At 64.6% G+C, this 25,499-nt stretch carries 15 protein-coding genes; 11 read left to right on the top strand and 4 right to left on the bottom strand.

Annotated elements, in window-relative coordinates; all coding sequences use genetic code 11:
* The first annotated feature begins 24 nt into the window (after nucleotides 1-24).
* Nucleotides 25-909 carry an ATP synthase F1 subunit gamma gene (gene atpG / locus I2I01_RS14140; RefSeq protein ID WP_196287131.1) on the top strand — a complete coding sequence of 295 codons (885 nt, stop codon included), beginning with the start codon at nucleotides 25-27 and terminating at the stop codon, nucleotides 907-909.
* Between the two features lie 167 nt (nucleotides 910-1,076).
* Nucleotides 1,077-1,427, top strand: a complete 351-nt coding sequence (locus I2I01_RS14135; protein ID WP_196287130.1) for a T9SS type A sorting domain-containing protein — start codon at nucleotides 1,077-1,079, stop codon at nucleotides 1,425-1,427.
* A 55-nt stretch (nucleotides 1,428-1,482) separates the two neighbouring features.
* Here I2I01_RS14135 and I2I01_RS14130 read toward each other — a convergent pair whose 3' ends face one another.
* Nucleotides 1,483-2,175 (bottom strand): HAD family hydrolase, encoded by a 693-nt coding sequence (locus I2I01_RS14130; protein ID WP_196287129.1) that lies wholly within the window; start codon nucleotides 2,173-2,175, stop codon nucleotides 1,483-1,485.
* A gap of 68 nt (nucleotides 2,176-2,243) precedes the next feature.
* On the opposite strand from I2I01_RS14130, the gene pafA reads away from it, so the two are divergent.
* The 4 genes from pafA to I2I01_RS14110 all read left to right on the top strand — a co-directional run bounded on the left by pafA (nucleotide 2,244) and on the right by I2I01_RS14110 (nucleotide 6,451).
* Entirely contained in the window at nucleotides 2,244-3,950 is a 1,707-nt protein-coding gene (gene pafA / locus I2I01_RS14125; protein WP_196287128.1) for an alkaline phosphatase PafA, read from the top strand.
* A 195-nt stretch (nucleotides 3,951-4,145) separates the two neighbouring features.
* Complete coding sequence (locus I2I01_RS14120) at nucleotides 4,146-4,697, top strand: inorganic diphosphatase (protein WP_196287127.1); 552 nt, start codon at nucleotides 4,146-4,148, stop codon at nucleotides 4,695-4,697.
* Nucleotides 4,698-4,745: 48 nt separating this feature from the next.
* A complete protein-coding gene (locus tag I2I01_RS14115; RefSeq protein WP_196287126.1) occupies nucleotides 4,746-5,429 on the top strand; it encodes a DUF6766 family protein in 684 nt (227 codons plus the stop codon).
* A gap of 140 nt (nucleotides 5,430-5,569) precedes the next feature.
* Nucleotides 5,570-6,451 (top strand): UbiA prenyltransferase family protein, encoded by an 882-nt coding sequence (locus tag I2I01_RS14110; protein ID WP_196287125.1) that lies wholly within the window; start codon nucleotides 5,570-5,572, stop codon nucleotides 6,449-6,451.
* Nucleotides 6,452-6,469: 18 nt separating this feature from the next.
* Here the strand turns inward: I2I01_RS14110 and I2I01_RS14105 are convergent, their stop codons facing one another.
* On the bottom strand, nucleotides 6,470-7,990 hold the full coding sequence (locus I2I01_RS14105; RefSeq protein WP_196287124.1) for an NAD(P)H-hydrate dehydratase: 1,521 nt from the start codon (nucleotides 7,988-7,990) through the stop codon (nucleotides 6,470-6,472).
* Nucleotides 7,991-8,026: 36 nt separating this feature from the next.
* Here I2I01_RS14105 and I2I01_RS14100 point away from each other — a divergent pair, with 36 nt between their 5' ends.
* The 5 genes from I2I01_RS14100 to sdaAA all read left to right on the top strand — a co-directional run bounded on the left by I2I01_RS14100 (nucleotide 8,027) and on the right by sdaAA (nucleotide 11,651).
* A complete protein-coding gene (locus I2I01_RS14100; protein ID WP_196287123.1) occupies nucleotides 8,027-8,566 on the top strand; it encodes an RBBP9/YdeN family alpha/beta hydrolase in 540 nt (179 codons plus the stop codon).
* Nucleotides 8,567-8,657: 91 nt separating this feature from the next.
* On the top strand, nucleotides 8,658-9,122 hold the full coding sequence (gene msrB / locus I2I01_RS14095; RefSeq protein ID WP_196287122.1) for a peptide-methionine (R)-S-oxide reductase MsrB: 465 nt from the start codon (nucleotides 8,658-8,660) through the stop codon (nucleotides 9,120-9,122).
* 106 nt (nucleotides 9,123-9,228) lie between these two features.
* A complete protein-coding gene (locus I2I01_RS14090) occupies nucleotides 9,229-9,696 on the top strand; it encodes a hypothetical protein (protein ID WP_196287121.1) in 468 nt (155 codons plus the stop codon).
* Entirely contained in the window at nucleotides 9,693-10,499 is an 807-nt protein-coding gene (locus I2I01_RS14085) for a T9SS type A sorting domain-containing protein (RefSeq protein WP_196287120.1), read from the top strand. The genes I2I01_RS14090 and I2I01_RS14085 overlap by 4 nt, the downstream gene beginning before the upstream one ends.
* A 246-nt stretch (nucleotides 10,500-10,745) precedes the next feature.
* Nucleotides 10,746-11,651, top strand: a complete 906-nt coding sequence (sdaAA, locus tag I2I01_RS14080; protein ID WP_196287119.1) for an L-serine ammonia-lyase, iron-sulfur-dependent, subunit alpha — start codon at nucleotides 10,746-10,748, stop codon at nucleotides 11,649-11,651.
* 98 nt (nucleotides 11,652-11,749) lie between these two features.
* Here the strand turns inward: sdaAA and I2I01_RS14075 are convergent, their stop codons facing one another.
* Both I2I01_RS14075 and I2I01_RS14070 read right to left on the bottom strand, forming a co-directional pair.
* Nucleotides 11,750-16,180, bottom strand: coding sequence for a beta strand repeat-containing protein (locus I2I01_RS14075; protein WP_196287118.1), 4,431 nt, complete (start codon nucleotides 16,178-16,180; stop codon nucleotides 11,750-11,752).
* A gap of 391 nt (nucleotides 16,181-16,571) precedes the next feature.
* A complete protein-coding gene (locus I2I01_RS14070) occupies nucleotides 16,572-25,424 on the bottom strand; it encodes an Ig-like domain-containing protein (protein WP_196287117.1) in 8,853 nt (2,950 codons plus the stop codon).
* Nucleotides 25,425-25,499: the final 75 nt, after the last annotated feature.

Here is a 25,499-nt window from a genome sequence, read left to right as displayed (position 1 = left end):
AACTCCTAACTCTTAACTAGATAAATGGCAAGCTTAAAAGAAGTCCGCAACCGCATTCAGTCGGTGAGCAGCACGCAGCAGATTACCAAAGCCATGAAAATGGTGGCGGCGGCCAAGCTGCGCCGGGCCCAGGACAACATCGTGCGGATGCGGCCCTACGCCCAGCGTCTGAACGCCATTCTGAGCAACCTGACCCGCACCGCCGACGCTGACATCGTGAGCGACTACGGCGTGGCCCGCGAGGTGCGCCGGGTGCTGATTATTGCCATCACGTCGGACCGCGGCCTGGCTGGGGCTTTCAACACCAACGTGTTTAAGGGCGTGAACGCAGCCATTGCCTCGCGCTACGCTAACCTGCCGGCAGCCAACATCTCGGTGATGGCCATTGGCAAGAAGGCGCACGACTACTACGGCCGCCGCGGCCCGCTGGTGGGCGATTACACCCACGTCTTCGCCAAGCTCTCGTTCGAGACGGTGCGCGAGGCCGCCGAAGTAGCCATGCAAGGCTTCCGCGACGGCATCTACGACGAGGTGGTGATGGTGTACAACGAATTCCGCAACGTGGCCACGCAGATTATCCGCACCGAGCAGCTGCTGCCGCTGGTGCATGAAGAAGCGCCCGCCACGGCCCGCCCGGAGTCGAACGTGGACTACCTGTTCGAGCCCTCGAAAGAGGAAATCGTGCAGACGCTGATTCCGCAGTCCATCAAGATTCAGCTCTACAAGGCGGTGCTGGAAAGCAACGCTTCGGAGCACGGTGCCCGCATGACGGCCATGGACAAAGCCACCGACAACGCCGGGGAGCTCCTGAAGTCGCTCAAGCTGACCTACAACCGGACGCGTCAGGCGGCCATCACGACCGAGATTCTCGAAATCGTGGGCGGCGCCGAGGCGCTGGCGGCGGGGTAAGCGCTGCAGGCAGTACGCAATTTGAGAGGCCCGCTTCCGTAGGAAGCGGGCCTTTTCTATGCTGCTGTGGCAACCTGTGCTTCGGCTGTGAAGTACAGTGGAGCCTATGGAAGGAAACTATACGATACGCTGCTATTCCACCTTATTCTTTCTGATTTGCTATGTTAATGGCTGTGCTATCGCCCCGCGTGGGCTTGCTGTTGGGCTTGCCCTTTCTTTCTCTGACTGGAACTGAGGCCTGGGGCCAGAATTCCGCGCCCCTCGACAGCGTGAGTGTGTTTCCTAACCCGGCCCATATCCGCGCTACGGTGGTGGTGCCGGCGGTAGCGGGCGCTACCAAGGCCACGGTGACCCTGCTGGATGCACAAGGCACCATGGTTTTTGAGCAGCCAGTGAGCCTGTTTAGCGGCGAAGGCGGCACGGCCGAGGTACCGCTGCTGGGCCGTCAGCCGGGCCTTTACCGGGTGCAGGTGCGTGCTGGCGAGCAGCACGCGGCCCGCACGCTACGGGTAGAGTAGCTCGTATACATCCAGCCGTTTCTTGCTTGCACGTAGGGAGCAGTCTAAGCAAGGGTCACACCCGTTTCTTGAGTGGCTTGGGTGCCTCAGGCTGCGATGCCAGCAACTCCAGCAAGTGGGCAGGGGTTATTTCGGTGAAGTCCTTAATGACAATGAGCGGGGCCTGGAACGACTTTGCGGGCAGCGTGGTGGCTACGGCCACGCAGCGCATGCCGGCGCGATAGGCTGCTTGCTCGCCCAGCACGGCATCTTCGAATACGATGCAGCTTTCGGGCTTGGCGCCAAGCTTGGCGGCAGTGGCAGTGTAGGTGTCGGGGTGCGGCTTGCCTTTGGGTACGTCGTCTTTGCCAATGACGACGTCGAAATGCTGACGCAAGTCTAGATAGTCGAGCAGGTAGCTCAGGGTGGGGCCGCCTGAGCCTGTGCCAAGGCCGATTTTAAAGCCTTCGGCCCGGGCCGCCTTTAGAAATTCGACCAGGCCCGGCAGGGCGCGTCGCTTGGTCCAGTACAGGGTGCGGTAGAGGAACTCACGTTGCTCGGCGTAGATTTCGAGCTGCTCTTTGTCGATGGGGTGGCGGAAAACGCTTTGGATGATTTCGCCGGCGGGCATGCCGTTGAGTCGCTTGAGGAGCTGGCGGGCGTTGGTGGTGAGGCCAAGGTCGCGGAAGAGGAGCTGGAAGGCGCGGGCCTGCACGGGCGTGTTGTCGACGAGGACGCCGTCCATGTCGAAGATGAGAGCGGGTTTCATAACCTTGCCTACGCACGGTAGGGCAGGGGCGGCGGTATCTTTGTCGGGCTTTTGCTTTTTGCTAATCTATGAAAAAGACGATGTTGCTGGCTTTGTTGGCGTTGCCCACGCTAGCCGCCAAGCCCGAAAAACCCGTGCCGCGCCCCAAGCTGGTGGTGGGCATTGTGGTGGACCAGATGCGCTACGACTACCTCTACCGCTATTGGAACAAGTACCCGGCTGGCGGCTTCCGGCGCCTGCTGGGCGAGGGCTTCAGCTACGAAAGCTGCCACTACAACTACGTGCCCACCTACACCGGTCCGGGCCACGCCAGTGTGTACACGGGCACCACGCCGGCCATCCACGGCATTGTGGGCAACAACTGGTTTGAGCGCGAAACCGGCAAGGGTACTTACGTGACCGAGGACAAGACCGTGCAGGCCGTGGGCGGCACCGAGGCGGCGGGCCAAATGTCGCCGCGCCACCTGCTGAGCACCACCATCACCGACGAGTTGCGGCTGGCCACAAACTTTCAGGCCAAAACCATTGGCGTGAGCATGAAGGACCGGGGCAGCATCCTGCCGGCCGGCCACGCCGCCACCGCCGCCTACTGGTACGACGGCGTGAACGGCGCTTTCATCAGCAGTACCTTCTACCAAAAGGCGTTGCCCGATTGGGTGCAGAAGTTCAACGCAGCCGGCCACGCCGGTGGCTACTTGGCCAAGCCCTGGAACACGCTGCTGCCCATTGCGGAATACACCGAAAGCTCGCCCGACGACGTGCCCTGGGAGGGAGCTTTCAAGGGTGAAAGCAAGCCGGTGTTTCCGCACGACCTGCCGGTGCTGGCGGCTGGCGCCCCTGCCTCGGTGACGCCGGCGCTCAACAACTCAGGTGAAACCAAGAACCCGCAGGCTCCTACTCAGAACTTCGACCTCATCCGCAGCACGCCCTTCGGCAATAGCCTGACTACCGATTTTGCCCTCGAAACCCTGCGCCAGGAGCAGATGGGCCAGCGCGGCATCACCGATTTCCTGGCCGTGAGCTACAGCAGCACCGACTACGTGGGCCACCAGTTCGGCCCCAACTCCATCGAGGCCGAAGACACCTACCTCCGCCTCGACCGTGAGCTGGCTCGCCTGTTTGAGGCGCTTGACAAGCAGGTAGGCAAAGGGCAGGTGCTCGTTTTCCTCACCGCCGACCACGCTGCGGCCCACGCCGTGGGCTTCAGCAACGCCCACCGGCTGCCCGGCGGCGGGGTGGGCCCCAACGTGATGCGCGACTCGGTGCAGCGCGCCCTCACGCGGCAGTACGGCCCCGGCCAATGGGTGCTGAGCTACGAAAACCAGCAGGTGTACCTCAACCGCCCACTGCTCAAAAAGAAAAACATCGACCTGGCCAAGGCCCAGGCCGACGTGGCCGCTGCCCTGCTCACGCTGCCCGGCGTCACGCAGTCGCTCACGGCGCTGGATTTGCAGCGCGCCCACTGGAGCGAGGGCCTGGGCATGTACCAGGAAAACGGGTTCTACGCCCCGCGCTCGGGCGACGTGCTCACGGTGCTGGCGCCCGGCTGGCTGGAGGCCTACGCCTACCCCGTGGTGAAGGGTACTACCCACGGCTCCAGCGGCGCTTATGATACGCACGTGCCGCTGCTGTTTTGGGGCTGGGGCGTGAAGCACGGTGCGTCGTCGGCTGCGGTGCGCATTATCGACATAGCGCCTACCATTGCGCAGTTTTTGCACATTCAGGAGCCCAGCGGCTGCTCGGGCGTGCCCCTGCGCGACGTGCTGGGGCGGTAGCATGTACCGCTATTGAACGTCATGCAAAGCATCTTGCCCGCCGTCACTAACTCAATCGATTGATTTGCGTTCAGCGACAAAACGCTTTGCTGCGCTCTGCGTGACCGGCAAGTCTTTTTAATTATCCAAACTCCAACCATCCGCTTGTAATTTTGACCACCCCAACCGCTAAGTCGGCGGTTGTTCACTCCTCTTATGGCCCATTTTAACCCTTGGCACGACGTGTCGCGCGGCGACGAAACGCCCAGCATCGTGCAATCCATCATCGAAATCCCCAAAGGCAGCAAAGGCAAGTACGAGCTCGACAAAGAAAGCGGCCTGCTGAAGCTCGACCGCGTGCTGTTCTCGGCCGTGCACTACCCTGCCGCCTACGGCTTTATTCCGCAAACTTATTGCGACGACAAGGACCCGCTTGACATTCTGGTGCTGTGCTCGGTCGACATCGTGCCCATGTGCCTCGTGGAGGCCAAAGTCATCGGCGTGATGCAGATGGTGGACCAGGACGAGGAAGATGATAAAATCATCGCCGTGGCTGCCCACGACATTTCCGTGAACCACTACAACGACATTTCGGACCTGCCGCCGCACACGCTGCTCGAAATGCAGCGCTTCTTTGAGGACTACAAGGCCCTGGAACACAACAAGCACGTGGTGGTGGAGCGCTTCATGGGCAAGGAAGACGCCTACCGCATCATCAACGACAGCATCAAGCTTTACGAAGAAACTTTCGGCAGCCGTCAGGCTTAATTGCTACGGCTGAGCTACCTTTTTTTTAGTCGCCCGTAAAGGCGAAGCATGGCAATATCACGTCCTGCTTCGCCTTTTTGGCGTTTTTTATACGAGAACAGTCTTATTCTCGTCATCCTGCTGCTTACGCTGGGCACGCTGGCCGGCCAGTTCGTCACGGGCTGGCACGACTACAACGACGAGCTGCAGGATATGGGCCTGGCCCAACTCTCGGCCGGGCAGTATTTCCACTCCGGTCACTTCCTGGAAGCCACATTCGAGAACTGGGAAAGTGAATTCCTGCAGATGGCTCTTTATGTGCTGCTCACCGTGTGGCTGCGGCAGCGAGGCTCCTCGGAATCGAAAAAGCTCTACGAAGAGGAGGAGGTAGATGCTGAGCCCGACTCGTCGAAGAAAGACGCGCCCTGGGCTGTGCGACAGGGCGGCTGGGTGCTCAAGCTTTATAAAAACTCGCTGAGCATTGCGTTTTTCCTGCTGTTTGCCATGTCGTTTTTCCTGCATGCCCGGGGCGGGGCCGAGGTTTATAGTATTGAACAGGTGCACGACGGCAAAGCAGCCGTAAGCACGTGGGAATACATGGGTACTTCGCGGTTCTGGTTTGAGTCGCTGCAGAACTGGCAGAGCGAATTTCTCAGCATCCTGAGCATTGTGGGGCTTAGCATCTTCCTGCGCCAGCACGGCTCGCCCGAGAGCAAGCCGGTGGATGCTGCCCACAGCGAAACCGGGAAATAAGCGCCGCATATTTTTCTGTCATCCCGAGCGCAGCGAAGGACCTTCTCACGCCTGAACTGCCAGCGTGAGAAGGTCCTTCGCTGCGCTCGGGATGACAGCAGAATTTATGCTGCTCAGGCGCCCCGGTTTACCTTCGCTCCGTGGATTCTTCAGCTTCCCTTGCCGCCCCCGGGGCCGGCCGCGGCTTGGCGCGGCGGGCGCTCGATGCCGTGCTGTTCAGCAGCGTGTGGCTGGCTGGAGCGGCGGCGGCCCAAACGGCGGCCTCGTTTCACCGCTGGCCCGCGGAGGGCGGCGTAAACGGCCGGGTGGTGGCGCTGGTATTTGCCGCCACACTGCTCGTCTACAACCTCGACGCCGTGCTGCCCTTCAAGCACCGGCAGCCGGCGGCGGGTTCGGGGCGCAAGGCCTGGCAGCAGCGGCACCGGCGCACGCTGGCGGCGCTGGCTGGTGCCGCTGCCCTTGCGGCCGGGTATTTCTTTCTGGCCGATGGCTGGTGGCGCTACCTGCCAGCGCTGCTTCCGCTCACGGTGCTGGCGCTGGTGTACTCGTGGCCGCTGGTGCGCTGGCAGGGCAAGCGGCGGGCCGTGCGCGAGGTGCCCCTGCTGAAGGGCTTTTTGATTGCGGGCGTGTGGTCGGCCATCACGGTGGGGCTGCCCGCGCTGGCTTTGCACCGCCCGCTGGCCGAGGCGCTGGGCCTGCTGGCGCAGCGCTTTGCCCTGGTGCTGGCGCTCACCATTGTGTTCGACATCCGCGACCTGACCCGTGACCGGGCGGCCGGCACCCGCACCTTTCCGGTGGTGCTGGGCGTGGCCGGGGCCAAGGCCGCCGCCCTGGCCTTTCTGGCCGCGGCCATGACGTTGGGCTACGAGCGGGGTGTGCCGCCGCTGGGGCTGGCCCTCACGGCGCTCGCCGCGGCAGCTGTGATTTTGCTGGCGGAGGAACGGCGGAGCGACTATTTCTTCGCCCTGGTGGCCGATGGGGTGCTGCTGGTGCCGGCAGTGCTGTATCTGGTGGGCAAATAGCTCTCGTTAGCATTCGTACTAGACTTCCGCCAGCGCCGGGCCGATGTGCCGCACGATATCCCCCGCCACCAGCCCGGCCTGCCCCGTCTGCAGCGCCGTTAAATCGCCGGCCCGGCCGTGGGCGTACACGCCCAGCCGCACCGCCTCGAAGGGCGGAAGCTGGGCGTGAGCGCGCAGGGCCAGCAGCACGCCCGTGAGCACGTCGCCGCTGCCGCCGGTGGCCATGCCGGCGTTGCCGGTGCTATTGAAGTGCAGTTCGCCGGTGGGCGTGGCCAAGCAGGTGTAGGCGCCTTTCAACACCACCAGGCAGCGGTGTGTGGTGGCGAAGGAGCGCAACAGTTCCAGCCGGTGGTAGTCGTCGCGGGCGGGCTCGGTGAGGCGCTCGAATTCTTTGGGGTGGGGGGTAAGAACGGTGTTTTCGGGCAGCAGCTTGAGCAGCGCGCGGTGGCTGCCCAGCAGGTTCAGGGCGTCGGCGTCGATGACGAGGGGCAGGGGCTGGCCAGTCTTTTCGAGGGGGTTGCCGGCCACTTTCAGCAGCTGGCGCAGCACGGCGAGGCTGGCAGCATCCTGCCCCAGGCCCGGGCCGATGCCTACGGCCTGGTATGGGTGCAAGTCTGGCAATTCGCTGATGAAATCGGGCTGCTTATCGGTCAGGCACATGGCCTCAGGCTGGCTGATTTGGAAGATGTCGTAGCCACAGCCGGGGATGTGGGCCGTAAGCAGGCCCACGCCGCTGCGCAGGCAGGCACCGGCCGACAGCACGGCCGCGCCCATCTTGCCCCGGCTGCCGGCCAGCAGCAGCGCGTGTCCGAAAGTGCCCTTGTGGCTGAACTTGGGGCGCGGCGGCAGCGCGGCGGCCACGGCCGTGGCGTCGGTGTAGTGCCAGGGCGAGGGCGCATCGGCGATGAATCCGGAACTCAGCCCGATGTCCGCTACATGCCACTCGCCCACAAATTCGGCATGCTGCGGCAGCAGAAACGCCAGCTTAGGCAGCCCGAAGCTGACGGTGTGCCAGGCCCGCACCACGGCGCTGTTGGTGGGCTGGGGCGCGTCGGCGAAAAGGCCGCTGGGCAAATCGATGGCAATGACGCGGGCTTGGGCCTGGTTGAGCTGCGCCACCAGGGCCGCGGCTGCGCCAGCCAGGGGGCGCGAGAGGCCGGTGCCAAATAGGGCATCAACTACCAGCGTGCCGGGAGCCAGGGCGGGCAACTGTTCGGTTTCGACCACGGCCACGGCTTTGGGCAGGCTGTGCCGGTTGTATTGCCAGTCGGCCGAGTGCTTTTCGGCGGGAAGCAAGGCCACGTGCACCGCGTAGCCGGCCTGGCACAGCAGCCGCGCGGCGGCCAGGCCGTCGCCGCCGTTGTTGCCGGGGCCGCACAGGATGAGGATTTCGCCTGCTTCGACCGGCGTAAACCGGCTCTGAAACCACGCCACAAAGGCCGTGGCGGCGCGCTCCATGAGGGCAACGGAGGTAATGCCCTGCTCCTGAATGGTGGCCTGGTCGAGCTGGCGGGTTTGGGCGGCGGTGAGGATTTTCATGGACGCAAGAGCAAGCGGTGGCGGCTACTTTTGAGCATGCAAGAAACGACGCGCGTCTTCACCGTGCCCGGCCTCGGCAGCTCGGGCCCCGACCATTGGCAAACCCACTTCGAGCGCACCCTGCCCGATTGCACGCGCATTGAGCAGCGTGCGTGGGATGTGCCCGACCGCGCCGAATGGGTGGCCCGCCTCGAAGACGCCCTGGCCGGCGAAGACCTAAGCCAGGTGGTGCTGGTGGGCCACAGCCTGGGCTGCGTCAGCATTGCGCACTGGGCCGGGCAGTACGGCCACCGCATCAAGGGCGCGCTGCTGGTGGCGCCCAGCGACGTGGACACGGCCCACTACGCCGCCTTTCCCACCACCGGCTTTGGGCCCATGCCGCTGGCACGGCTGCCGTTCCCAAGCAAAGTCGTGTTCAGCCAAAACGACGAGTGGGTGACGCCCGCCCGGGCCCGGCAGTTTGCCGAAGCCTGGGGCAGCGAGCTGGTCGACATCGGCGAGGCCGGCCACATCAACGTGGCCAGCGGCTATGGGCCCTGGCCGGCCGGGCTGGCGCTGCTGCGAGAATGGCTGTAAGGAAAAGTGCGGCGGCGCGTCTATCCGGTGCGGCCCAAAACCTCCCGGGGCTGGCCGCGTTTACTTAATTCCTCCCTCAACTCTGCTGCATATGCAAACCTGGAACGACGTCATCCGCCTTGCCAACCACCCCATTCCCTCGCCCCGCCGCGTGGAGAAAACGCCTGCCGAGTGGCGCGCCCAGCTCACGCCCGAGCAATTCCACGTGACCCGGGAGCACGGCACCGAGCGCGCCTTCACCGGCGAGTACTGCGAGGCCCACGAAGCCGGCCTCTATGCCTGCGTGTGCTGCGGCACCCCACTCTACGACTCGCGCACCAAGTTCGAGTCGGGCACTGGCTGGCCCTCGTTCACGCAGCCCGTGGATGAAAGCGCCATCCGCTACAAGAAAGACACCAGCTACGGCATGGTGCGCGTGGAAGTGCTCTGCAACGTGTGCGACGCCCACCAGGGCCACGTATTCCCCGACGGGCCCGCGCCCAGTGGCCTGCGCTTGTGCATCAACTCGGCCAGCATCAAGCTGGTGCAGAGCCAAGACGCAGCCGTAGCTCAGTAGCTATTGGCTGAGCGATAATTTAGTAGCGCGTAATTTTAAGCCGAGCTTCCGCTGCGTGTGCAGTGGGGGCTCGGCTTTCTTATTCCCACCCATTTTTCTCTTTTAAATGAAGAAAGAATTACTCCCGACAATGTTGTTGGCAAGTGTGTTGGCCCAGCCGGCAGCTGCTCAGCTGCGCCGGCACCGCGAGCCTCAGGCCGCTGCCCAGCCAGCCGCGGCCCAGCGCCTCACGTCCAATAGCGGCTTCCGCCAGCTCACGGCCCTCAAGCAGCAATACCGCGGCGGCGCCTGGCTCGATACTCTGCGCTTCACCTACTCCCGCTTCACGGCCCTGAACAAGCCCTTGCGCGAGCTGCGCGAAAATGCCCCCACCCGCGGAGCGGCTCTGCGCGCCCTGCGCCAGGAGAACTATCAGTACAACGCAGCCGGCAAGCTCACCTCGGACTCTACCTTCGTTTACACCAACGGCACTCTTACACCAACGGCACTCTCAGTACCACTGCCACCCTGGCCCTTAACTATATCTATGACGCCCAGGGCAACCTGCTGCAGGAACTGCAAAGCGTGCGGGTGAGTGGTAACTGGCGCCCCTACGGCCGCACCACCTACACCTACAACGCCCAGGGCCAAAACACGCGCATCCTCGACGAGTCATACTTCGGCTCGTCGTACCTAGCCGACGACCAGGAACTGTTCACCTACAACGCCCAAGGCCAGGTGACGATGGACGAGTTTCAGCTGGCGGATATTTCGGGCACCACGTTCAGCCCCTTTCAGCGCGATTTGTTTACCTACAACGCCGCCGGCCAGCGCCTCACCGACACCCAACAGGGCTACACCAACGGCGCCTACGTCAATACCTACCGCGTCACGAATACCTACACGGCCGCGCCCAATGGCGTGCCTGCCGCCACGCAGTTGGCCAGCTATGTGGTGGAGCGCGCCAACGGGGCAACGGCCTGGGTGCCCTATTCGCAGGGCATCGAGACCTACGATGCCGATGGCAACCTGACCACCGACCTGTACCAAGTGTACACCAACGGGGCCTATGCGAACGACTACCGCTACGTGTATACCTACCAGCGCGTGCTGGCCACCACGCCCGCAAAAGCGCTGCGGGCCGGACTGGCCGTGGCACCCAACCCCAGCCCCGCCAGCCAAACGCTGCAGCTGCACTACACCCTGCCCGCCGCCGCAGCGGTATCGGTGATGGTGTTTGATGGCGTGGGGCGCATGGTATGCAGCCAGCCGGTTGGTGCTCAGGCGGTGGGCGAACACACCCTGCCCCTAGCACAATGGTCGTCGGCGCCCGGCATTTACGCCGTACGCCTCACGGCTGGGGCACAAAGCCAGACCGTGAAGCTGGTGGTAGAATAGTAGCACACAGCTGCTTAATGGAAAGCCGCTTCTGCTTGGCAGGGGCGGCTTTTTTGTGCCTAAAAAGGGCAAGAACGAAGCCGCCTCGAGCAGCGAATGCCTAGCCGTGCCGATTTAGCGGCCGGAAACGTACACCTTTGCACCCCGCTGGCTGGCAGCGCGCCACCCTTCCCGAAACGAACCCGTTGCTGCTTGCTGTTGTACGTGTTCGACCAAGGCCCACTTTTCCCCTCAATCCCACCCATTATGTCTTTGCTCTTCACTGATTTTGCTTCCTGGCAAGCCCACTGCGCCGAAACCGGCGAGCCGCTCTACCAGCCCGTGCTGGCCTATGAGATAGAGCAGAAGGGCCGCACCGAGGAGGAAATATGGGCCGGCCTGCAGCGGGCCTACGACGTGATGCGCGACGCCGTGCACGAGGGCCTCACCGGCAACATGACCTCGCGCTCGGGCATGATAAACAACGGCGCCAAGAAAATTGCCGCCTCGCCCGTCACCGTGCTGTCGCCCGAGTTTAAGCAGCTCGTTACCCGTGCGCTGGGGGCCAAGGAAGTGAATTCCTGCATGGGCCGCGTGGTGGCCGCGCCTACGGCCGGAGCCTCGGGCATCCTGCCCGGTGTGCTGGTCACCTTGCAGGATTTGCACAAGCTCGAAGACCGCCGCATTCTGGAAGGCCTGCTCGTTGCGGCCGGCATCGCCCTCATCATCGAGCAAAATGCCTCGCTGGCCGGAGCCGTGGGCGGCTGCCAGGCCGAAACCGGCTCGGCGGCCGCCATGGGCAGCGGGGCCATTGTGTACTGCCTGGGCGGACCGGTGGAGCAGGTATTTGCCGCCGTGGCCGTCACCATTCAGTGCATGCTCGGGCTGGTGTGCGACCCCGTGGCCGGCCTGGTAGAGGTGCCCTGCGTGGTGCGTAACGCCTCGGCCGCGGCCATCGCCTTTTCGTCGGCCCAGATTGCCATTGCCGGCATCGACCCGGTCATTCCCGTCGACCAATGCGTGGCGGCGTTGGGCGAAGTGGGCCAGGCCATGGAAACCCGCTACAAGGAAACCGCCCTCGGCGGCCTGGCCGCCACCAAGCGCGGCAAGGAAATCGAGAAAATGGTGCTGGTGCAGGACGTCAACATCCTGCCCGACGAGGAAGCGAACTGAGTTCGGCCCCTTGAACCAGGCAAGCAAGCCCGCCTAATAAGTCACAAAAAAAGCCCCGCTGGCATTGCCAGCGGGGCTTTTCTATGGCCTGCGAAAGGCTATTCGCGCACGATGCGACGCAGGTCAGTACCGCCTTCGGTGGTCACGCGCAGCGTGTACACACCCGCAGCGGCGGCCGACAGGTTCAGCTGCGTTTCCGTCTGGCCAGCGGCTACCTGCTGGGTGAGCACCACGCGGCCCAGGGCGTCATACACGTTCAGCTGCACGGCTTTGGAGTAGCCTTGGAGCTTCAGCGTGAGCATGCCGGTGGCGGTGGGGTTCGGGAACAGGTACAGGGCCGAGCCGGCGAGCGGCTGTGCCGTGGCCGTCACAGTTATCGGCGTCGACAGCGCCGACTGGCAACCGCCCGTGGTGGTGATGAAGCGCACCGAGTAGCCGGTTGGCGTGGTGGTGCCCACGGCGGTGTAGGTCTGGCTGGTAGCGCCCGTGATGGGATTGCTGCCCTGGTACCACTGGTAGGTGGCGCCGGCCGGAGCTGCGCTGCTGGTGAACACGGCCGTGCCGCGCGAGGGGTAAGCCACCGTGACGGTGGGCGTGGCCGGGAGCGGAATTGCCGTCACCTGGATGGGGGTACGGGTAGCGCCCACGCAAGCCGTGCTCAGCGTGATGTTGTAGAAGTAGTAGTAAGCAGCCAGCGGCGTCACGTTCAGGCCGCCCGTGATGCTGAAGTTGCCGCTGGGCGAGGTGATGGGGAAGCTAGCGCCGGCGGGCAGCGGGTTTTCGCGCAGCAGGTCGGTGATGCCGGTGTAGGCCTTCACCACCAGCTGGTAGCCGGTGCCAGCGCTGGGCACGGTCAGGTTCAGCTGCACGGTGACAGGCGTGGTGGCACCGGAGCCGGTCACGCTCAGGGCCGGCGTGGCCGCAATTTCGGCGCCGGTGTTGTCGCGCAGGGCGAAGGTGATAGTACCCGTGCCCACGGGGTAAATCACAGCCGACTGAATAGTCAGGCCCGTAGTAGTGCTGAAAACCAGACCCGTGTCGATGCCGAGGAAGCCGGTCGTTACGGTGGGGGCCTGGCGGCCGCCAACCTCCGTCGAGCCCGTCGAAGCCTCAGCGTAGAAGGTGGTGTTCGTGGTGATGGCCGAGGTTACGACCGAGGTGGCCGTTCCCGTCGTGGTGGCGCCAGCCAGGGGCGTGCCGCCCGTGGCCGCGGTGAAGAACTGCACCGTGGTGCCGGCCGGGGCGTTGGCCGTGAGCGTGGCCGTGCTACCGGCGCATACCGATACCGGCGACGGCGTGCCCGTCAACTGCGGGTTGCTCACCGTCACGGCTACCACGTTCGAGGTTACCACCGTGGTGCCACAGGTCACCTGTGCGCGGTAGTAGGTGGTGCTGTTGATAACCGGCGTGGTGTAGGTGGCCGACGTAGCGCCTGCAATGTTGGTGAAGGTGCCCGTGGCGCTGGTGCTGCTCTGCAGCTGAATGGCGCCGTTGAGGGCACCGGCCAGGTTGAGGGCCGTGGTACCCGAGTTGCACAGCGACGGCGAAGCGGCCGACAGCGTGCCCGCCACCGGAGCCGACACCGTGATGGTGGGGTTGGGCGTCAGGGTGTTGTTGGCGGCGTTGGCATCGCCGGCCACACTGGCCGTGATGGCAAACGAGTAGGAGCCCACCGTCGAGAGGTTCACCGTAGTGCCCGCGCCGGTCAGCGGCACGTTCAGGGTGGCGCCGCCGGCCAGCGTGCCGGTGTTCAGCGTGTAGGTCAGCGTCTGGGTGGCCACGCCGGTGGGGCCGGTCACCACCACCGTGATAGTGGCAGGCGTCGTAGCAAAGTTGAGTGCAGCCGAACCCGCGTTGCGGATGCTCACCGTGACGGCTTCGGCCGAGCCGTAGCAGGCGCCCGAGGTGCCAGCTACTGCCGGGGCCACCAGGCCTGCGGCCGCGATGTCGACGGCCACTACCGTGAATTCGTACGCGCCAATGTCGGGCGTGGTGCTGCGGGTAGCGCCGGTGAAGTCTACCGTTACACCCGTGATGGGCGTGCCCACGTTATTGAGGGCCGAGTTGGTGGGCGTCAGGTCGAAGGGCACCGTCGTGGTTTGCACAAACTGCGGGTCTACGCTCAGTGAGTTAGCCTCCTGGCCGGTAGCGGTTTGCCAGGCGGCCAGAGTAGTAGCGTCGGTGCCGTTGAGGCGGCCGATGCGGGCGGCGCCGGTGGCGCCGGTGGTCACGTACAGGTCGTTGTAGTTCAGGGTGCTGCCCGTGATGGCTGTGCCCTGCTCGTAGTGGGCATACAGCGGCGTGGTAGCCGAGCCGCCCGTGCCGCCGATAATGCTGAAGATGTTGTTGCGCACGTCGATGTTCGTTGCGGTGGTCGATACGCTGGGGTTACCGTTGGCGAAGGCGGCCGAGCCGGCCGTGCCGCCGGCCGCGCTCAGCTGCCCGCTCAGGTACACCGTGTTGTACACAATCTGGTCGCCGTAGCCGCCGCCCAGGTTGATGCCCACCGTATTCCACGTCGCGCTGGCAGTGGTCGAGTTGATGTTATACAGCAAGTTGTTGTCGAGGCGCACGGCGCTGGGGTTAGCGGCCGTCGAGAGATTGGCTTGCTGCGAGTTAATGGCCCATACCTTATAGGTGCTAGTGCCCGTGTAAGCCAGGTTGTGAACCGAGTTGCGGCTCACTACGGCATTTTTGGTGTCGACCAGGTAAATACCGTAGAGGTTGTTGGTATTAGCACCCCGCACGTTTTGCACTTCGTTCGACGTGATGGCCGGGGCCACCGCGTTTGAAACGAAGATGCCCCACAGGCCGATGTTGGTGGCCGAAGCAGCCGTAGCTGGGCCCACCACGTTGTTGCTCACCACAAAGTTGTCCATGCCGCCGGCCGAAGCAGTGGCCGAACCAAAGGCATAAATCCCGTAGTAGCTGCCCTGCACGCTGTTGTTGGTCAGGGTCACGTTGTCGTTGTCAGGGCCGTTGCCCACGTAAATGCCGAAGGTGCCCACCGTGTTGCTGCCGCTCACCACGTTGGCGTTGCGCACCGTCACAAACTGATTGCCCGGGCCCGTGGAGGCCGTGCTAATGAGGCCGATGCCATAGGCGCCTGCCGTGGCGCTAGTGCTAGTCACGGTGAGGTTGCGGGTAGCACTGCCAGCGGTGTTAGACCCGTCGAGAATGATGTAGCGGGCGTTCAAAAAGGCCAGCGCTGAAGCCGCCGAAGTGATGGTCGACGTAACGCCGGTGTTCGGCCGAATGGTCAGCGTATTAGTCGCGCTGGCAGTCGTATTGTTGCCAAACACAATGGGAAAGGTTTCGGCCGTGCTGTAGGAGTTGTCCAGCAGCACAAACGTCACCGCGCCCGCCAGCGTAGCCGTGTTGTAAGCGGATGCCGCGGCGGTGAGGGTGGCGTAGGTGCGCGTGGGCTGAGGCGACGTGCTGGTGCCCACGTAGTAGGTGCCGCTCAGCGTAGCGCCGGCCTGCGTCGTGAACGTGCCCGTGCCCGCGGGGCTGCCCTGGCCCTGGCCCAGCGCCACCACCTGCACGGTGTAGCCGGTGTTGGCCGACAGGTTGGAAAAAGTAGTCGAGTAGGTCGTGCTCGTGCCGGCGGTAGTGGTCGAGGGCACGATGGTGGTGGTAGCCGTGCCGCCCGCCGTAGGCGTAATGGTCACGGCAAAACCGTACTCGTTGGTCGAGTTGTCGGTGAAGGTAACCGTGCCGCCCGTGGTGGTAATGGCGCTGAAGGTGAGGCCCGAGGGCGCCAGCACGGCGCCGCCGGCCGGCGTAAAGGTGTACACCTGGCCAGTGGCCGGCTTGGTGGTGATGGCAGTCGTTTCGGTGGTGGAGCTCGCCGTGGGGGCTGCCACCAGGTCGCTCAGCGACAAGAAGTTGCCCGCGCCCGTGCCCACGCCGGTGATGCCCACCGACGCGCCGCCCGTGGAGCCGGCGTTGTAGGTACCTGCCTCGGACCGGTACACAAACTCAATGTGTCCGTCGGCTTCGTAGAGCTTGGCCTGAAACGAAACCACGGCTGCGGTGGCCTGGTAGTTCCACTTCTCATTCAGCCATTCCACGGTCAGCACCCGGCTGCCGGCCGTGCCCGTGGTGGCGTAGGAAATGTCGCTGGCGGTGGTCAGCTGCAGGTCGTCCCAGAGCGGGGCGATGAAGGGCCGCACGCCGGTACCGGTGCTCAGGTTGTTGCCGGCGTTGCTGGTCACCTGGCCGCCCAAGCCCAGGAATCCATTGGTGCTGGCCGAAAACGTGGTGTAAGCCAGGCCGTTGTAGATAAAAGTGAAGCCGATAGGCTGCACGGCCGTCACGCCGTCATCGGTTGACGAGGCCGTAGCCACCGTGCCCCCGCTCAGCGGTGTGAAAGTGCCTGTGCTGGCCGCAAAAGTGTAGTTGGCAACGCTTTGCGCCTGGGCGCTCGCCATGCCCAACAGGGGCAGGGCCAGGGCCGCTACCGCACGGGCCCAGTTGCGCCGGGTCCGCGCCCAGCCAGAGCCGGAAGAATGTAAAGGTGTGTGCATGAAAATGAAAAATTTGGTGAGAGAAGGGGATGGAAACGGTAAGGGTTGAAGCAAGAGCCAATTGGCCCGAATGAGACGTAAATTAAGAACTATTCTCATACTCCATTGGAATGTAAGAAAAAACGTCTGATTTTCTGCGGCAACGTCCTGGTTTGAAACGCGCCATGCTTCGTTATTCGCCGTGCTTCTGCCATTCGGTTTTTCTGCATTTGGTACCGGTCGGAACGCGAGCACAGAGGCCGCCGGCCTGGCCGGGGCACGTTCGCCCTTCGCAGACAGTGGCGGCGCCGAAAGCTATATGGATGGGTCAATGCCGCGAGGTGGCAGGCCAAAAAGCAAAAATCCCCGCCGGTAACGCCGGCGGGGATTTTCAATTCGCAAACCCGAGTGGTTACTCGCGCACCAGTCGGCGGGTTTCCACGCCGTCGGTGTTGCTCAGGCGCAGCATGTACACACCCGTGGCCATGCCCGTCAGGTCGAGGGCGTGGGTAGCGGTGCCTGCGTTAGCCGGCAGCAGCTCGCTCGCCACCACGCGGCCCAGGGCGTCCAGCACCGTGAGTTGAGTAGCCAGGCGGTAGCCGGTGAGCTCCAGGGTCACCTGGCCGTTCGGGGTGGGGTTGGGGTAGAGACGCAGGCTGGCCCCGGCAATGCCGTTCTTAGCCGACGTCACCACGAGCGGAGCAGAAGGCAGCGACACGCAGCCGTTGGCGTTGGTCGTCGTCACGGTGTACGAGCCCAGCTGAGCCGGCAGGCCGGTGAGCACCAGGGTCTGGCCGGTGGCACCGGGCACTTGGTTCGGGCCCAGGTACCACTGGTTGCCCGTGGCCGCGCTCGAGGTGAGCGTGGTGGTCGAGCCGTTGTAGGCCGGGGTGATGGTGGGCGTGGCCGGGCGCGGGTTCACCGTGAAGGTGGCCGTGGCCGTAGCCGCCGCACAGCCGCCAGCAGCGGCCACCGTGTTGGTCACGGTGTAGGTACCGGCCGTCGAGGTAGCCAGGTTGATGGCACCCGTGGTGGCGTTAATCGTCAGGCCCGTGGTCGAGCTGAACGTGCCAGCCGAAGCGCCCGTGCCCAGTGTGGGCGTCACGGCGCTGGTGCTGCCCACGCAGCCGGCCGAAGTGGCGTAGCTGAACGTGGCCACCGGAGCCGCCGTGATGGTCACTGTCGTGGTGGCCGTTGCGGCGGCGCAGCCGCCCGAGGCAGCTACGGTGTTGGTCACCGTGTAGGTGCCCGGCGTCGAGGACGAGAGCGTGATGGCGCCCGTGGTGGCATTAATGGTCAGGCCCGTGGTCGACGAGAACGTGCCGGCCGTGGCGCCCGTGCCCAGCACGACGGCCGGGGCCGTGGTGCCGCTCACGCAGAACGTGGGCGTGGTGCCGTAGCTGAAGGTGGCCACCTGACCCGAAGTAATGGTCACCGATTGGGTGCTGCTGCTGCCACAACCGCCCGTTACCGTGTACGTCACAGTGTAAGTGCCGGGCGTGGAGGCGCTCAGGTTGATGGCACCCGTCGTGGCATTAATGCTCAGGCCGGTAGTCGAGCTGAACGTGCCGCCCGCCGTGCCCGTCACGGTCGGCGTCGGGTTGGTACCCGTAGCGCAGAACGTGGCGCCCGAGTAAGCAAACACCGCCGAAGTAGCCGGTGCGATGGTTACCGTAGCCGTGGCCGTGGCCGCGGTGCAGGAGCCCGAGGCGGCAATGGTGTTGGTCACGGTGTAGGTGCCGGCCGTCGAGGTAGCCAGGTTGATAGCACCCGTGGTGGCGTCAATCGTCAGGCCCGTGGTCGAGGAGAACGTACCGGCCGAAGCGCCCGTGCCCAGCGTGGGCGAAACCGTGCTGGTGCTGCCCGCGCAGTACGTGGTAGTGGTCGGGTAGCTGAACGAAGCCACCGGAGCCGCCGTGATGGTCACCGAAGCCGTGGCCGAAGTGCCGCAGGCGCCGGCCACCGTGTACGTCACGGTGTAGGTACCCACGGTCGAAGCGCTCAGGTTGATGGCACCCGTCGTGGCATTAATGCTCAGGCCGGTAGTCGAGCTGAACGTGCCGCCCGCCGTGCCCGTCACCGTGGGGGTGGGGTTCGAGCCACTGGCGCAGAAGGTGCCCGTAGCGTAGGCAAACGCCGCCGAGGTAGCCGGAGCAATGGTAACCGTGGCGGTTGCCGTAGCGGCCGCGCAAGCACCGCTGGCCGCCACCGTGTTGGTCACGGTGTAAGTGCCAGCCGTCGAGTTTGCCAGGTTGATGATACCAGAAACTGGGTCAATGCTCAGGCCCGAGGTCGAGCTGAACGTGCCAGCGGTAGCACCCGTGCCCAGCGTGGGCGTTACGGTGCTGGTGCTGCCTGCGCAGTAGGTCGTAGCCGCGGGGTAGCTGAACGAAGCCACCGGGGCGGGGCTGATGCTCAGGGCCAGGGTGGCCGTGGCGGTGGGGCAGGTGCCCACAGCGGTCGAGGTCAGCGTGATGGTCACGGTGCCGGCGGCCACATCAGCAGCCGAAGGCGTGTAGGTGGCACCAAGCGTGGTGGCGTTGGGCGAGAACGTGCCCGTGCCGCTCGTAGTGTAGGTGCCGGCTGTGGCCGAGCCGCCCACCGTGCCGGCCAGGGTGTAGGCCGACGTGCCGCAGGTGCTGGCCGTAGCAGCCGGGAAGCTGGCCGTGGCCGGCGCCGTCACGTTCACCTGTATAGCCGTGCGGGTGGCAGCGGCGCACTCGTTGGTGAAGGTCAGGTTGAAGAAGCTGTTGTAGGTGGTGTTCGAATACGAGGTCGAGCTGAAGAACGTGTACGACCCTTTCACCGACAGCACGCCATCAGCCGAGTTCAGCGGGTAGGTACCCGAGTAGGTGCTGAAGCGGCCCAGGCCGCCGGCGAAGTTCGACAGCTTGTAGTCGCCCGGGGTCAGGACGTAGTTCAGCGGTACCGTTACGCGGGTGCCCACTTGCGCGGCCGTCACCGTGATGGTCACGTCGCTGCCGGCTACGGCCGTGGAGGTGCCCGCAGGCTGCGAACCACTCACGCTGTACAGCCGGATGGTGAGGGCGCCGGCTGCAGTCGGGTACACATCAACCGAAGTCAGTATGCCGGCCTGCGTTACGGCAAAGCCCAAGGGGTAGTCCGTGGCAGTCGACTGCGAGTAGGTGCCATTGCTGGCGTTGTTGTCGGCCAGGCCGGCCACGCTGGGGCTGCCCGTGAAGGCTTCGGCGTAGTAGGTGGTATTGGCCGTGAGGGCCGGCGTGGTGTAGGTGCCGGGCGTGGTCGTGGCCAAAGGCGTGCCGCCCGTGGCGGTGCTGAAGAAGCGGATGTTAGCTCCCGTGCTGGCCGTGGCCGTCAGGGTGGCCGTACTGCCCGAGCATACGCTAACCGGCGTGTTCGTTGCCGTCACCAGCGGGTTGTTCACCGTGATGGTGCTCACGTTGCTGGTAGCGGTTTGGGTGCCGCACCGCACCTGAGCCCGGAAATAGGTGGTGCTGGTGAGCACCGGCGTGGTGAACGTAGCCGAGGTGGCGCCGCTGATGTCGGTGAAGGTCGTGTTGTCGGTCGACTGCTGCCACTGGATGTTGCCGTTGGCGGCACCAGTCAGCGTCAGGGTGGTCGTGCCGCTGATGCAGAGCGAGTTGATGGGCGTCGAGACGGTGCCGGCTACCGGGGCGGCCACAGTGCGCGTCACAGTGGCCAGTACGTCGTTGCTGGTTACCTGGTCGCCGGTCACGGTGGCCGTGATGGCGAACGAGTAAGTACCCACGGCCGCCATGTTCAGCGTAGGGGTCAGCGTCACGGTTTGCAAGGCGTTCGGAGCCAGCGTGCCGCTGCTCACCGTGCCCGTCAGGGTCTGCGAGCCGCTGGGCGTGGTCACCACGGCCGTCACGGTGGCGGGGTTCACGGCGAAGTCCAGCGTCTGGGTGCCGAAGTTGCGCACGCTCACGCTCACAGTTTCGGCGTTGCTGTAGCACGCCTGCGTAGCGGTGGGCGTTACCAGCGCCACCGGCGTCAAGTCGATGGGCAGCGGGCTGTTTACGTTGATGTTGTCGAGGTGGAAGTCGTAGTCCGGGGTGTCATCCACGGTGCCTTCCGAAGCGAAGAAGCCGAGGATGATTTGCTGCCCGGCGTAGGCGCCCAGGTTGATGGAGTAGTTGGTCAGGCTGCCGTTGCTGGGCTGGTTGGCCGCGTTGAACTGCGCGAAAGCCGGGATGCGGGCGAAGGTGGCGCCGCAGTCCGTCGAGATGCGCACTTCCACGAAGTCGTCGGTGCCGGTCATACCAGCCGGGTCGGCCGTAGCGGCGTTGTAGTCGGTCAGGCCGGCGTCAAACGTGAGCACCGTGGAGTTGGTGGCCAGGAACTTGGGCGATACAATCCACTCGTTCTTGCCCGTGCTGAACAAGTTGATTTTGGCTGTCGTGTTGTTCGCGCCGCCCACACCTGTCGTGGAAACCCACGACGACGTGGTGCCGGCGGGCAGGGTGGCGCCGCTGGCTTCCGTCCAGCCCGGGAACGCCGTGCTCAGGTTCGAACCCGTGAAGCCGGTGAAGGTGACGAGCTGCGGCTGCGTGGCCACGCCCACCACCGTGCGGGTGGCCGTTAGGTTGTCGTTGGCGGTGTTGCCGTCGCCCTGCACCGTGCCGGTGATGGCGAACGAGTAGGTGCCCACCGCCGTCATGTTCAGCGTGCCCGGCAGGGTAATGTTCTGCGTGGCGCCGCCGGCCAGGGTGCCGGTGCTCAGGGTAGTCGTGAAGGTCTGGGTAGTGCCACCCGGCAGCGTCACCACTACCGTTACGGTAGCAGGCGCCGTGGCAAAGTTCAGCACCGAAGTGCCGTTGTTTTGCACCTGCACGATAACGGGCTCGGCCGCGCCGTAGCAGCCCGTGGCGCTCGGGCCCACCAGTGCGGCAGGCTTCAGGTCGTTGGTGGCGGGGGTGAATTCGTAGGCGCCGATGTCGGGCGTCGTACCACGAGCCGCACCCGTGTAGTCCACCGTGACGGCCGCAATGGGCGTGGCCACGTTGTTGATGGCCGTGGCGCTGGGGTGCAGGTCGTAGGGCGTGGTGCTCACCTGCACAAAGGCCGGGTCGGCGCTCACCGAGTTGGCTTCCTGGCCGGTGGCCGTGCGCCAGTCGGCCAGAGTAGTAGCGTCGGTGCCGTTGATGCGGCCGATGCGGGCCACGCCGTTGGTGCCGCCCACGGTCACGTACAGGTCGTTGTAGTTCAGGGTGCTGCCGGTGTAGCTGGTCAGCGTGGTGTAGTGCGCGTAGAGCGGCGTGCTAGCCACGCCCGTGCCGCCGATGATGCTGAAAATGTTGTTGCGCACGTCAATGTTAGCCGCGGCGGTGCTGGTGATGCCGTTGCCGTTGCTGAACGCGGCCGAGCCGGCCGTGCCGGTGCTGAGCTGGCCGCTCAGGTACACCGTGTTGTAGTAGTATTGGTCGCCGTAGCCACCGTTGTTGTTGATGCCGCTGGTGTTCCACGAGGCGCTGGTGGCCGTCGAGTTCAGGGCATACACCAGGTTGTTGTCGAAGCGGATGGCCGAGGGCGTGGCGGCGGTGTTGAAGCTGCTCGTCGAAACTTGCGTCGAGATGCCGTAAAGCTTCGCGGTGCTCGTGCCATTGTAGTTCAGGTTGTGCACCGTGTTGCGGGTCACCACGCCGGTTTGCACGTCCTGCATGAGAATGCCGGTCATGTTCGCGGAGAACGAAGCGGTGGGGTTCACGATGTTTTGCACCTCGTTGCGGCTCACCACCGGGCTCAGGGCGCTGGCCACCACAATGCCGTACTGGTTGATGTTGGCCCCGGCAGCGGCCGTCGTCGGCCCCACCACGTTGCCCGTGATGAGCAGGTTGTCCAGCCCACCTGCCGAGGTGTTGGTCGAGCCGAAGGCCTGAATGCCGGTCGTCACGCCTTGCACGCTGTTGTTTTGCAGCGTCACGTTGTCGTTGTCGGCGCCGCCTATGGCAATGCCCACGGTTGCGTTGGTCGTCGCCCCGCCGCCCACGGCGTTCACGTTGCGAATGGTAGCAAACTGGTTGGCCTGGGCCTGGCCGGTTTGCGAAAGCAGGCCCAGGCTGTAGGTGCTGGCCGTCTGCGTGGTATTGGTTAGCGTCAGGTCTCGCGTGGTGCCGTTGGCCGTGTTCGAGCCGTCGATGGTCACGTAGCGGGTGCTGGCCAGCACCAGCACGCTGCCTGCCGCCGTCACTACCGGGGTAGCACCCGTGTTGGGCTTAATGAGCAGCGAGTTGGTAGCGCTGGCGTCGGGGTTGTTGAAGAAGGCAACGGGAAAGGTTTCGCCCGTAGCGGCCGAGTAGGCGTTGTCGAGCAGCAGGAAGGTAACCGCCCCGGTCAGGCCGCTGGTCGAGTAAGCATTGGCCGCAGCAGTCAGGGTGGCGTACGTGCGGGCCGGGTTGGGCGAGGTGCTGGTGCCCACGTAGTACACGCCGCTCAGGCCCTGCAGGATGGTGTATTGGTACACCGACCCCGGGTTGGTGGAGTAGGTGCCCCCCGAGGGGTTCGACGACACGTTGCCCGGCACGTCCTGCGCCACCACGTAGTATTGAATGACGTCGCCGGCGGTTACCCCGCCCAGTGCGGCGTAGTCAAGCGTGAAGGTGTAGGAGCTGCCGCTGGTGCTGGTGGCCAGCGCCGAGGTGAACGTTCCGCTGGTGCCTTTACGGTAGAACAGCCGCGGTGCCGTGGTGGTCGAAACGCCGCTGGGGTCGGAGATGGTGGCCACCAGCGTGCGGTTGGCCGTGCTGGCCGTGGCAGTCAGGGGCGTGAGCGTGATAACCGGGCCCGTCAGGTCCAGCGGGGTAAAGGCGCCCTCATCGGCCCCGATGTCGGGCGTGCTGGCGTTGCGGGTGTCGCCGTCGAAGTCGGTGGTAAAGCCGCTGATGGGTAGGGCGGCGCTTTCCACCTGCGTGGCCGTGCCCGTGGCGATGTGCAGGAAGTTGCTCGCCGTGCCGGTGGTGCTGGCAAACGGCGGGTTTTCGGTCACGGCTTGCTGGTCGCGGTTCACCATGAAGGCTTTATAAGCCGCCAGGGTTTGCTGGGCGTTGGTGGCCGTGGTGGTGCCTTCCACGTAAATCAGGTTCGTGGCCGAAGGCGTGCCGGCGTAGAACAGGTTGTTGTTCGACGTGGTGGCGTAGTTGCTCGGCACCGTGCCGGCCGTGCCGCTCGTGCGGCGGAAGGCCACGGTGTAGCCGCCCGTGCCCGCAGCCGTGCTCGTGTTCACCACGATGTTGTTGCGCAGGTCCAGCGTGGTCGTGGTCGAGTTCAGGTACACGCCCGAGGTGCCGAAGGTGGCGCCCGTGCTGCTGGCGTTCAGGTAGAGAGTGTTGAAGTAGGCGTTGACGGCGGTGCCGCCGGCCACGTTCAGGCCGGTCACGGCCAGCAGGCCGGTGGCCGCGGGCGCCCGCAGGTCGCCGATGAGGTTGTTGGCCACGGCGTAGGTGCCGCCGGCCGAAATCAGCAGGCCCGTGACGCTGCCAGCCGCGCCGGTGGCGCTCAGGTCGTAGATTTTGTTGCGCGAGAGCAGGCTGCCCGTGCCACCGCCGTTGGGCACCGAAATGCCCGTAACTGTGCCGCTGCCTGAGGCAATGGCTAAGCCGCCGATGGTGTTCTGGTTCAGCGTCTGCACGTCGCTCGAGCCGTTGGAGGCCGTCAGGATGCCGCGCAGCACGTGCGTAGTGGCCGTGCTGGTACCGCTGATGCTCAGGCCTGTTACTACGTTGTTCGACAGGTTCTCGCTGGTCGTGGAGCTAGCCGAACTGTTGATGCCCACCAGCGTGCCCGCCGTGGTGGAGGAGCCCGCCGTCACGATGCTGTTGTTAGTGATGGTGTTGCCGGTGATGGTGGTCAGGGCCGAGCCCAGCGTGATGCCCAGCAGCGTGGCGCTGGATGAGGTGCCGGTGGGCGTTTTGCTGTTGTTGGTGATGGTGTTGTTGCTGATGCTAACCGGCGAAGCGGCCGCCACCAGGCTCGACGAAATCAGCGTCATAGTGCCGGTGCCGGCAATGACGTTGTTGCTCACCGTGTTGTTGTTCAGGTTGATGGCCGAACCGGCCGACGAGGTGATGCCGAGGAACGGGGCCGTGGTGGCAGCCGCTGCCGTCGAGTTCTGCACCGTGTTGCCGGTGATGTTCACCGTGGCCGCCCCTCCCGAGTTGGTAATGCCCGTGATGGTGGCCGTGGTGGCCGTGGCGTAGGTCATCGTCACGGTATTGCCCGTGATGTTGACCGTGTTCGAAGCAGGCGTGCTGCCGATGCCGTTGTCGATGCCCGTCATCAGCGAAGTGGTGCCGCCGCTGGCCAGGGTCACGGTGTTGCCCGTGATGTCGATGTTGGCCGAGGGGCAGGCATTGCCGTAGATGCCGCGCAAGGTGCTGGTGACGGTGCTGGCAGCCACGGCCGACGTGGTGCCGCCGGCGTAGTTCAGCGTGTTGTTCACCACGTTGTTCACCACCTTGAAGGCGCTCTGGTAGTTGCCCCCAATGCCCCAGCCCGTGGCCGTGGTGCCGAAGTTGTATACTTGGTTGGGGGTAATCACCCCAATTTCGTTGCTCGTGTCGTAGTTGGCCTGCGTCGTCGAAGTCGAGGCCGTGAAGTACATGCCCGTCGCCGTGTTGGTGATGATGTTGCCGTCCACCTTGTTGTTGGAGTGGGCGCCGGAGGGTGCTGAGGCCGCCACCGACGTGGAAGAAGCCGGCGCCGAAGCTGCCCCGTAGATGCCGAAGGTGCCCGTGTTGGTTTTGTTCAGCGTCACCACGCAGTTGCGGATGATGTTGTTCTGGCAGCCATCGGTGGGCGAGGGGCGGAACAGGGCAAAGCCGAATTCCATCTGCGTCGTGGCCGTGGTGTTGGCCGCATTTTCGGCCAGCTCCAGCCCGTCAAACGTCACGTAGTCGGACCCCGCCAGGCTGATGATGGCATCAAAGCTGGTGGAGGTGCCCACGCCGGCCGTGATAACCGGCCGTGCGCCCGTGCCCGCCCGCTGAAACACGATGGGGTTGGCCGCCGTGCCCGTCGCCGTGATGGCGCCGGCCGTGGGCGAGGCGAACGTTTCGGTGTAGCCCGCCGCGATGTTGAACGTGACGCCGCCCGCGCCCACGCCCCCGGCGTTGAGGGCGGTGATGGCCGCCGCCACGGACGTGTAGTCGCCCGGAATGGCCTTCGCGCCGGTGAGCTGCGCGTGCGCCGAAGTGGCGCTCAGCAACGCCAAAAGCGTCACTGCCAGCCACCGACCCAGCCGGTGCCTTAGAAAATGTGTATGCATAGAGGTTTGGAAATAGGTGGGAAAGTGAGTGTGTTTGAAAAAGAGAAAATTGAAAATGGGTAATCGAAAAGTTAC

It is taken from the genome of Hymenobacter properus (genome assembly GCF_015694735.1).
GTDB classification, from domain to species: domain Bacteria; phylum Bacteroidota; class Bacteroidia; order Cytophagales; family Hymenobacteraceae; genus Hymenobacter; species Hymenobacter properus.
Note: the sequence above shows the minus strand (reverse complement) of the source record. Positions and strands in the feature narration are given on the sequence as shown.